This window comes from Mycobacterium sp. E740, assembly GCF_001672895.1.
Classification (GTDB): domain Bacteria; phylum Actinomycetota; class Actinomycetes; order Mycobacteriales; family Mycobacteriaceae; genus Mycobacterium.
This window is the reverse complement of sequence record NZ_LZKP01000110.1, coordinates 1-9,530: the sequence shown is the minus strand read 5'-3', so window position 1 is coordinate 9,530 and position 9,530 is coordinate 1. Positions and strand designations below refer to the sequence as shown.

The 9,530-nt window shown below is 68.8% G+C and carries 10 protein-coding genes; 6 read left to right on the top strand and 4 right to left on the bottom strand.

Features of this window, described 5'->3' with window-relative positions; all coding sequences use genetic code 11:
• Window positions 1-605 (top strand): MMPL family transporter (locus tag A5663_RS10625; protein ID WP_156744426.1); only part of this gene is annotated, 605 nt, incomplete at its 5' end.
• 16 nt (window positions 606-621) lie between these two features.
• Window positions 622-1,233: a TetR/AcrR family transcriptional regulator gene (locus tag A5663_RS10620; protein WP_068147882.1), complete on the top strand. Its 612-nt coding sequence runs from the start codon at window positions 622-624 to the stop codon at window positions 1,231-1,233.
• A gap of 7 nt (window positions 1,234-1,240) precedes the next feature.
• Here A5663_RS10620 and A5663_RS10615 read toward each other — a convergent pair whose 3' ends face one another.
• From A5663_RS10615 to A5663_RS10605, 3 genes are read right to left on the bottom strand one after another with little or no spacing between them, the layout of a single operon-like run.
• Window positions 1,241-2,122, bottom strand: a complete 882-nt coding sequence (locus tag A5663_RS10615) for a sucrase ferredoxin (RefSeq protein ID WP_068147879.1) — start codon at window positions 2,120-2,122, stop codon at window positions 1,241-1,243.
• A 10-nt stretch (window positions 2,123-2,132) separates the two neighbouring features.
• Window positions 2,133-3,350 (bottom strand): cupin domain-containing protein, encoded by a 1,218-nt coding sequence (locus tag A5663_RS10610; RefSeq protein WP_068147878.1) that lies wholly within the window; start codon window positions 3,348-3,350, stop codon window positions 2,133-2,135.
• A 14-nt stretch (window positions 3,351-3,364) separates the two neighbouring features.
• The gene (locus A5663_RS10605) at window positions 3,365-3,613 is read right to left on the bottom strand and encodes a BatC protein (RefSeq protein ID WP_068147874.1); all 249 of its coding nucleotides are present in this window, start codon (window positions 3,611-3,613) and stop codon (window positions 3,365-3,367) included.
• 90 nt (window positions 3,614-3,703) lie between these two features.
• On the opposite strand from A5663_RS10605, the gene A5663_RS10600 reads away from it, so the two are divergent.
• The 4 genes from A5663_RS10600 to A5663_RS10585 all read left to right on the top strand — a co-directional run bounded on the left by A5663_RS10600 (window position 3,704) and on the right by A5663_RS10585 (window position 8,622).
• Window positions 3,704-4,423 (top strand): CoA pyrophosphatase, encoded by a 720-nt coding sequence (locus A5663_RS10600; protein ID WP_068147871.1) that lies wholly within the window; start codon window positions 3,704-3,706, stop codon window positions 4,421-4,423.
• Between the two features lie 74 nt (window positions 4,424-4,497).
• A complete protein-coding gene (locus A5663_RS10595; RefSeq protein ID WP_068147868.1) occupies window positions 4,498-5,673 on the top strand; it encodes an acyl-CoA dehydrogenase family protein in 1,176 nt (391 codons plus the stop codon).
• A 6-nt stretch (window positions 5,674-5,679) separates the two neighbouring features.
• Complete coding sequence (locus A5663_RS10590) at window positions 5,680-6,786, top strand: acyl-CoA dehydrogenase family protein (protein ID WP_068147865.1); 1,107 nt, start codon at window positions 5,680-5,682, stop codon at window positions 6,784-6,786.
• Window positions 6,787-6,816: 30 nt separating this feature from the next.
• Window positions 6,817-8,622 (top strand): fatty acyl-AMP ligase, encoded by a 1,806-nt coding sequence (locus tag A5663_RS10585; protein WP_231976751.1) that lies wholly within the window; start codon window positions 6,817-6,819, stop codon window positions 8,620-8,622.
• Here A5663_RS10585 and A5663_RS10580 read toward each other — a convergent pair.
• The coding region (locus tag A5663_RS10580; protein ID WP_068147856.1) for an aldo/keto reductase at window positions 8,619-9,530 on the bottom strand (912 nt) is incomplete at its 5' end. The two genes, A5663_RS10585 and A5663_RS10580, sit on opposite strands and share 4 nt — an antisense overlap.

Sequence of the window (9,530 nt, the reverse complement as noted above, 5' to 3'; positions counted from 1 at the left end):
ACGGCGTCACGGTCGACCTCCTGATCGCGGTGATCGCGTCGATGATCCTGATCTTCGCGATCATGGTGCTGATCACCCGCAGCGTGGTGGCCGCGCTGGTGATCGTCGGGACGGTCGCCGCGTCGCTGGGCACCGCGTGCGGGCTTTCCGTGCTGCTGTGGCAGGACATCCTCGGGTTGGGCGTGCAGTGGATCGTGATCCCGCTGTCGATCGTGATCCTGCTCGCGGTGGGCTCTGACTACAACCTGCTGCTGGTGTCGCGGCTGAAGGAAGAGATCCACGCCGGGTTGAACACCGGCATCATCCGCGCGATGGGCGCGACCGGCCGGGTGGTCACCGCAGCCGGCCTGGTGTTCGCGTTCACGATGCTGTCGATGATCGTCAGCGATCTGCGGGTGATCGGGCAGTTGGGCACCACGATCGGTATCGGCCTGCTCGTCGACACGCTGATCGTGCGGTCGTTCATGACCCCGTCGATCGCGGCGGCACTCGGGCGCTGGTTCTGGTGGCCGCTGAACACCTTCAAGATCGTCGAGCGCACGAGCGGACGCCGGCCGTCGGATCCCGTTGACACCGCGCCGATTCCGCAACCGGCGAGGTCGTGAACCGAGGTCGGCGGTGATGGCACAGGCCAAGCCGAAGCTACGCCGGCGAACTGAGGGCCGGCTGGACCGGTCGATGGATCCGGCGATCCTCGACGCGGCGCTGGCCGCGCTCAAGGAGCACGGCTACGACGCCACCAACATGAACGACGTCGCCGCGCGCGCAGGTGTGGGCAAGGCGGCGATCTACCGCCGGTGGTCGTCGAAGGCCGCGCTGATCACCGATGCGCTGGTGTACTGGCGGCCGGATCTGCTCACCGACGACACGCCCGACACCGGCAGTCTCGAAGGGGATCTCGACGCGCTCGTCGAGCTCGCGAAGAGCAACGAGGACGCGATCGTCTCCTACGACCTGATTCTGAAGGTCGCGCTCGAAGCGGTGCACGATCGCGAACTCGCCTCGGCGCTGGACGATTTGATGCTGCTGAGGGGACGGCGCATGATCTCCGCGGTGCTGCAGCGGGCTGTCGAACGAGGGGAGATCTCGGCGCAGCGTGACTGGTCGCTCGTGGCCGATGTGACGACGGCGATGAGCCTCATGCGCGTCGTCAACGGGCAGCGCGTCGACGCGACGTTCGTCCGTCAGGTGTTCGACACCCTGGTGCTGCCCGCCACCCGCGATCGGGACTGAGCACGCCTCACGCGAGTGACTCCAGCGTGAAGATGCGGACCTGCCCGGCGACCTGTGCATGGCATTGCGACAGCAGAGGTTCGGACAACTCCTCGCCGAGGATAACCTCGATGGGGCCTCTGTCGCCGTCGAGCACCACCCGGATACGGTGTTCGGCCCGCTCGACCGTGAGTGGGTGCAGCGCGTCGATCCGGTTGTCGCCGTAGCGTTCCCGGACGAAGTACTGTGCGGCCTGAACGGCGTGCGGTAGCGAGGTGCGGCCGCGCAGGAACCGGTTGTCCAGCCGGCCGTCGAGATACAACCGCACCAAGCCCGCGGCGTCGGTCGAGTCGACGCGCCCGTAGCAGAGCCCCTCGGGCAGGATCAGCATCGTCGCGGCGAACCGGTCACCGCCGAGATGTGAGCATTCCCAGGTGAATTCGGGGTACTGTGCAGCGATTGCGGTGCAGGCGCTGCGACCCCGTACCGCGCAGCACTGGTCGTGTTTGCCGTGCGAGCAGATCGCGATGAGCGGATCCGAGGTCGGCTGCCCGTCGCTGCCGTCGAGGGAGAGCTCGAGGAATTCCTCCGGAGCGGTGACTTCACCGTGGTGGAGCGTCTCGTTGCCGACGCCGGAATGCGCGACATACCAGCGCCACCGCGGGATCTCGGGGCGGCGCCCGTGCCGCCGGATGGCTGCGATGCGCATGCCCGCCTTCTCGACGCGGCGGACGATCGCGCGGCCGAGCTCGGGTTCGATGCAGTTGGGCGACTGTAGAAATGCCGACGGCCCCCAGGGACCGCTCAGCTCCAGCAGCATCCACGACGACCCCGCCGACGCGGTGCCGTACATCGGATCGTCGCGGGCGAGCGATTGGTCGCTGCAGGGAATTCGCTTCGCGGCGGTCATCCGGCGGCGGTCATCCGGCGTCGGGCCCGATGTCCGCTGGTACGAGGACGCCCTCCCGGAGCAACCGGCGGATAACGACGGTGGCGTCGGCGCGGTCGAGGCCAGGCAGGCGCGTCGCGTCGACGACGTCGCCGCGGTGCAGGGCGCCGATCGCGTCACCACACACCTGCGGGAACGTCATGGTCCGGTCCGGCAGGCGCAGCACTATCCGGTCGCCGGAGCGCTCGACGGTCGCGATCAGCCCGTGCCGCCACCGCACCACGGCGTCGCCGGCCCGCTCGGAAGCGGCCAGAGAGGCCAACGGACGCAACGCCTCCGGGCGCGTTCGGTCGGCGTGCCGCTGCGACAGCCGCGAAGCGGCGCCTGCGCTCAACGCGGCCGCCTCGTCGCGCAGTGAGCCGACCATCTCTGCCAGCACCTTGGTCACGGTCGCCATCGTCTCATCCGCGTCCGCGGCGCCCATCGGCAGCGATTCGCGGTAGGACGCGGCGCTCGCCAGTTGGTCCACGACGGCGCGGGCCACGTCGATGCCCGTCACCGGCGCCACCCCGATGGTCAGGTGGATGGAGGTCATCTGCAGTGCCTGCGCTGAATGCACCCAGCCGCGCGGCAGATAGAGCGCGTCGCCTTTGGACAGCACCGTGTCGATGACCGGCGTCTCGGCGGCCCGCTTCGCGATCGCCGCGCGGTGCTGCGTCCACGGCTGCGACGGTAACGGGTGTTCGAAGACCGGCTCGTGCACGACCCAGCGCTTCTGACCCGACACCTGCAGCACGAATACGTCGTGCACGTCGTAGTGCGGATCGAAACCCCGGTTGGCGGGCGGGGTGACGTAGGCGTTGGCCTGCACCGGGTGCCCGAGTTCGTCGACCGCTTCGCGGACGAAGCCGATCAGCGGCGGCCACAGCCGGTGTAGGCCCTGCAACACGATCGTCGCGCCAGATGCGAACTGGCTCAGCAGCTTTGCCGAGTCGATCTGGTCGCCTATCTCGGCGCCGAAGCCGGCCGGCCCGAGGTAGCAGTCCTTGGCCAGGAGGTCGCCCTCCTTGGCCAGCCGGATGAACGGCGCACGCACCCCGCGTTCGGCGAGCAGCTCGTCGACCGTGTCGGGCGACAGCAGATCGCTGAAGTCGCGGGGTAGCGCGTCGGCTCGGCTCAGCAGCGGTTTGCGGCCCCAGTACTCGTCGGCGAACCGTCGAGCGTCAGTGGCCGCGCAACGCGCAAGCATCTCGATCCGAAGACTCAGGCGGTCCCGTCGGCGCCGCCGTCGTGTCCTTCGGGGTTCGAGCCGCCGTCAGCGGGCCCTTCGCCGCCCGCTGTGCCGTCGGCGCCGCCGTCGTGGCCTTGGGGGTTTGAGCCGCCGTCAGCGGGGCCTTCGCCGCCCGCTGTGCCGTCGGCGCCGCCGTCGTGGCCTTGGGGGTTTGAGCCGCCGTCAGCGGGGCCTTCGCCGCCTCCGTCCGAGGTGGTGATGTCGTCGTCGTCGAGTGCCATGTCGATCCCTTTCGTTGGGCTGATACCGCAGGGCGATGAGGGAGTTGCCCCGGACCGCGTCGACCAAACTACGCCTCATATGGTCAAGCCGTGACGATCTCCTACGACGAGGCGCTGCGCGAGCGGATCAGCGTGAACCTGTCGAAACACGAGCGTCGCGCCGTGACGGATCCTGCCAAGCGGCACGCGGCGGTCGCCGTCGTCCTCGTCGACTCCGACGTCGGTGAGGACCGGGTCGATCCGGCGGACGTGGAGGGCTGGAACGACGGTCGAGGGATGGCGGAGGCCGGGCTCGACGGCCGGATGGTCGACGTGTCCGGTGGCGCGGCTTTCTTCCTGTGCCGCAGGGCATCCCGCCTGACATCGCATGCCGCCCAGTGGGCGCTGCCCGGCGGCCGGCTCGACCCGGGCGAGAGTGTGATCGATGCGGCGCTGCGCGAACTCGACGAGGAGGTCGGCGTCAGCCTGCCGGATTCGACCGTGCTGGGTCTGCTCGACGACTACCCGACACGGTCCGGCTACGTCATCACGCCGGTGGTGATCTGGGGCGGCGGCCGGCTCAATCCGCGACCGGCGCCCGACGAGGTCGTCGCCGTGTATCGGGTCGGGCTGCACCAGCTGCAGCGCGACGACTCGCCGCGGTTCATCGACATCCCCGAAAGCCCGCGACCCGTCGTGCAGGTGCCGTTGGGTAACGACCTCATCCACGCCCCGACTGGCGCGGTGCTCCTGCAACTACGGTGGCTGTGCCTGGAAGGCCGGCACGACCGTGTCGACGAACTCGAGCAACCGGTCTTCGCATGGAAGTAGGGTCGCTTCCGCGTGGGACCGCGCGCAGTGGGTAATCGGAGCGCAATGTCGAGCAACGAGGAAAGGGTTCGGCTGTGAAGCTGGCGTTGAGTGAGCAGGACGCGGCATTCCGCGACGAGTTGCGGCGGTTCTACAACACGGAGATACCCGAGGACATCCGCGAGCGGGGCAAGACCGGTCATTCGAAGTTCCCCGAGGACATGGTCACCAGCCAGCGGATCCTCAACGCCAACGGGCTGGCCGTGCCGAACTGGCCGGTCGAGTGGGGCGGCAAGGAATGGTCGCCCCTGCAGCGCCAGATCTGGCTCGACGAGATGCAGCTGGCCGGCATCCCCGAACCGCTGGCGTTCAACACCAAGATGGTCGGCCCGGTGATCGCCCAATTCGGTTCGCAGGCGCTGAAAGAGCGGTTCCTGCCGCCGACGGCGAACATCGACATCTGGTGGTGTCAGGGCTTCTCCGAACCGGAGGCCGGTTCGGACCTCGCGTCGCTGCGCACCACCGCCGTGCGCGACGGCGACACCTACGTCGTCAACGGTCAGAAGACCTGGACGACGCTCGGCCAGTACGCCGACTGGATCTTCCTGCTCGCGCGCACCGATCCGAACGCACCCAAACGGCAGGCGGGCATCTCGTTCCTGCTCGCCGAGATGTCGACGCCGGGAATCACGCTGCGCCCGATCGAGCTGATCGACGGCGGCTTCGAGGTCAACGAGGTCTTCTTCGAAGACGTGCGGATCCCGGCCGACCAACTCGTGGGCGAGGAGAACCAGGGCTGGACCTACGCGAAGTTCCTGCTCGGGAACGAACGGACCGGCATCGCGCGCATCGGGTTGACCAAGCTGTGGATGTCCCAGGTCAAGGAGCACGCCGCCAAGTTGGAGGTCAACGGCGCACCGCTGCTGCAGGATCCGCTGTTCGCCGCGCGCGTCGCCGAGATCGAGACCGGGCTGCTGGCGCTGGAGCTCACGCAGATGCGGGTCAGCGGATCGGAGGCGGACGGCAAGCCCAACCCCGCGTCGTCGATCCTCAAGCTGCGCGGCAGCCAACTGCAGCAGGCCGCCAGCAAGCTGTTCGTCGAGGTGGCCGGCCCCGACGCGCTGCCGTTCGACGCCGGCTCCGACGTCGATGTGCCCGAGTGGGCGCAGGACGCCGCGCCCCGCTACCTGAACTACCGCAAGACGTCGATCTACGGCGGCACCAACGAGATTCAGCGCAGCATCGTCGCTTCGACCATCCTGGGATTGTGAGTTGACATGGACTTCGACCTGACCGAGGAACAGCAACTGCTTCGCGACGTCACTCGCGACGTGCTGTCACACAACTACGACGTCACCCGCATCGGCGAGGTGAGCAAAGGCGATACCGGCTGGAGCCGCGAAGTGTGGGCCCAACTGGCCGAGGTCGGTATCCTCGGATTGGGTTTCGACCCCACCGAGGCCGGCCAGATCGAGGCGATGGTCGTGCTGACCGAGATCGGCCGGCGGCTGGCGCCTGAACCCGTCGCGCAGGCCGCGCTCATTCCCGGCGGTCTGATCGCCGAGTTGGGCAGCGACGCGCAGAAGGAGATGCTCGACGCGGTCGCGGCGGGCGAGACGCTGCTGGCGTTCGCGCACACCGAGCCGGGCATGCGTGCGGAGACGGCCCAACTCGCCACTGCCGCACAGCAATCCGGCGACGGCTGGACGCTCAGCGGACGCAAGAACCCGGTGCTCGCGGGGGACAGCGCCGACACCGTCATCGTCACGGCGGCCCTACCCGACGGGGGAGTTGGGCTTTTCGTGGTCGACGCAGCGGCCGTCACCCGGCATCCGTACCGCACCTTCGACGGCCGTCGCGGCGCGCAACTCGACTTCGACTCCACCCCGGCCGAACCGTTGGGTGAAGGCGGCGACGCCAGCGAGCACGTCGCCCGCACCGTGATCCGCTTTCAGTCCGCATTGTGCTCCGAAGCGGTCGGCGCGATGGAGGAGGCGTTGCGGCTGACGACCGAATACCTCACCAGCCGTAAGCAGTTCGGTGTTCCGCTGAGCACGTTCCAGACGTTGACGCAGCGCGCCGCCGACATGTACGTCTCGCTTGAGCTCGCGCGCAGCATGAACTACTACGCTGCGATGTCGATCGCCGACGGCAGGTTCGACCCGGTGATCGCGGCGCGGGTGAAGTGGCAGATCGGCCGCTCAGGACGGCATATCGCGCAGGAGGCGATCCAGTTGCACGGCGGCATCGGCATGACCGCCGAGTATCCCGTCGGGCACTACGCCGCACGCCTCACGGCCATCGACAACACGTTCGGCACAGCCGACGACCAACTGCGCATGCTGACCGGCCACGTCGCCGACTACGGCACGGTCTCGCTCTAAAGCGTTGTGCGCTGGGCCGAAAGGGCCGCCGTGACGCACGACGGCCTGCTGCGGATCGAGGACTGCCTCGACGCCGACGGTGAGGTGGCGATTCCCGCCGGCGTGAACCTGATCTCGCTCATCGACCGCAACATCGCCAACGTCGGCGATGCGCCCGCCTACCGCTATCTCGATTTCTCCAGCGGTGGCGACGGTGTGGCCACCGAGCTCACGTGGACGCAGCTCGGCGCGCGCCTGCGGGTGGTCGCCGCGCATTTGCAACGGGTCGTCGGGCGAGGGGAGCGGGTCGCGATCCTGGCGCCGCAGGGCCTCGACTACGTGACCGCGTTCTTCGCCGCGGTGAAGGCCGGCGCCGTCGCGGTTCCACTGTTCGCGCCGGAATTGCAGGGCCACGCCGAACGTCTCGAGACCGCGCTGCGCGACGCGCAACCGTCCGCTGTGCTGACCACGTCGGCCGCGGCGGCCAACGTGCAAAGTTTCCTCGACGGCTTGCACGGGATGGCCCGGCCGACCGTGCTGCTCCTCGACGACATGCCGGACACCGTCGAAGATTTCGATCCCGTCGAGCTGCGCCTCGAGGACGTCTCGCATCTGCAGTACACCTCGGGCGCGACCCGCCCTCCGGTAGGCGTCGAGATCACCCATCGCGCCGTGGGCACGAACCTCGTCCAGATGATCCTGTCGATCGACCTGCTCGACCGAAAAGTTCACGGCGTCAGCTGGTTACCGCTTTTCCACGACATGGGTCTTTCGATGATCGGCTTTCCGGCGGTCTACGGCGGGCATTCCACGCTGATGTCGCCGACGGCGTTCATCCGTCGTCCGTACCGCTGGATCAAGGCCCTCTCGGACGGGTCGCGCGAAGGCCGGGTGGTGACCGCGGCACCCAACTTCGCCTACGAGTACGCCGCGCAGCGGGGACTGCCGGCGCCCGGCGAGAACATCGATCTCAGCAAGGCGGTGCTGATCATCGGATCCGAACCCGTGAGTATCGGCGCCATCGATGCCTTCCGCGCCGCGTTCGAGCCGCATGACCTGGCGCCGAACGCTTTTCGGCCGTCCTACGGGATTGCCGAAGCCACCTTGTTCGTCTCGACCATCGCACCGCGAGCCCGCGCCGCCGCGGTGTATCTCGACCGCGGCCAGTTGGCCGAGGGCAGAGCCGTGCCGGTCGACGCTGCTGCACCCGGTGCGGTGGCGCACGTGTCGTGTGGGCAGGTGGCGCGCAGCCAGTGGGCCGTTATCGTCGACGCCGAGACCGGAACGGAACTGCCCGACGGCCACGTCGGCGAGATCTGGCTGCACGGCGACAACATCGGCAGAGGTTACTGGGGCAGGCCTGCCGAGTCACGCCGTGCCTTCGGGGCCCGACTGACCACTCGACTTTCCGGTGGCCACGCGGAAGGCGTCCCAGCGCAAGCGGATTGGTTGCGAACCGGTGATCTGGGGTGCTACCTCGACGGTGAGCTGTATGTCACGGGCAGGCGCGCGGACCTGATCGTCGCCGACGGACGGCATCTCTATCCGCACGACATCGAGGCCACCGCCGAAGGCGCCTCGGGAATGGTGCGGCCCGGACATGTCACCGCCTTCAGCCTGTCCGGCGGCAACGGCCGGCACGACCTGGTGATCGTCGCCGAGCGGGCCACCGGCACCGCACGGACCGATCCGGCGCCGGCGATCGAGGCAATCCGCTCCGCTGTCGTTGAGCGCCATGGCATCTGCGCCGCCGACATCCGATTCGTCGCCGCCGGTGCCATTCCCCGCACGACGAGCGGCAAGCTCGCTCGCGGTGCCTGCCGAGCCGAGTACGCGAGGGGGAAGCTGGGCGCTTAGCGCACGCCGAGGCGCTCGCGGACCGTGTCGGCCAGGAACCGCGCCGTCGACACCGGCCGGAATGCGCGCGCCGCATCGGTGAGCGCATCGCGCGCGGACGCGCTCAGCTCGATGTCGGCCGCGGCGACGTTGAACTCGAGTTGCTCGACGCTGGAAGCACCCGGGATCGCGACGACCCCGGGCAGGCTGATCAACCACGCCAGCGCCACCTGGGCCGGTTTGGCGTCCACCTCGGCGGCCACGTCGCGCAACGTCTGCAGCAGCGGCTCGACACGGCGCAGATTCTCGGCCCCGAAGAGGGCGTTCATCGCACGCACCCCGCCGGGCCGGTTGTCGGGGCCGTACTTCCCCCCGAGCAGGCCCTGCGCCAGCGGACTGTACGCGATCACGACGCGGTTCTCCCGCTGCGCGAACGGCACGAGATCGTCGAGCGCCTGCGGGTGAGCCAGCGAGAAGTGCACCTGGTTGCTGATCACCGGTCGCCCCAGCGCCGCGTCGGCCTTCTGCCAGCGGTCCAGCGAATAGTTCGACACCCCGGCCGCCCCGATCAGCCCGGTGTCGAGGAGCTCACGCATGCCCGGCATGATCACCGAATCCGGCACGACCGGGTTGGGCTGGTGCACCTGGTACAGCGGGATGCGGTCGAGCTGCAGGCGCTGCGCGCTCGCGTGGGCACGTTGCTTGACCACCGCGGGGAACGGTGCGACGGGGAAGACCTTGCTGGCCACCGCCACCTCGGCGCGCTGGTCGCCCAGCGCTTCGCCGAGGATGCGCTCGCTCTTGCCGAAGCCGTATATCTCGGCGGTGTCGAACAACGTGACGCCCAGCGCGAGCGAGCGCTGCACGATTTCCCTGGCCGGCCCGGACGCGTAATCGTCGCCGTAACCCCACTCCCGGGACCCGAACTG

What these genes read in the sequence shown, in the direction of transcription:
- A5663_RS10620 (WP_068147882.1), top strand. Translation starts at nt 622, where the DNA reads ATGGCACAGGCCAAGCCGAAGCTACGCCGGCGAACTGAGGGCCGGCTG.
- A5663_RS10615 (WP_068147879.1), bottom strand. Translation starts at nt 2,122, where the DNA reads ATGACCGCCGCGAAGCGAATTCCCTGCAGCGACCAATCGCTCGCCCGC.
- A5663_RS10610 (WP_068147878.1), bottom strand. Translation starts at nt 3,350, where the DNA reads ATGCTTGCGCGTTGCGCGGCCACTGACGCTCGACGGTTCGCCGACGAG.
- A5663_RS10605 (WP_068147874.1), bottom strand. Translation starts at nt 3,613, where the DNA reads ATGGCACTCGACGACGACGACATCACCACCTCGGACGGAGGCGGCGAA.
- A5663_RS10590 (WP_068147865.1), top strand. Translation starts at nt 5,680, where the DNA reads ATGGACTTCGACCTGACCGAGGAACAGCAACTGCTTCGCGACGTCACT.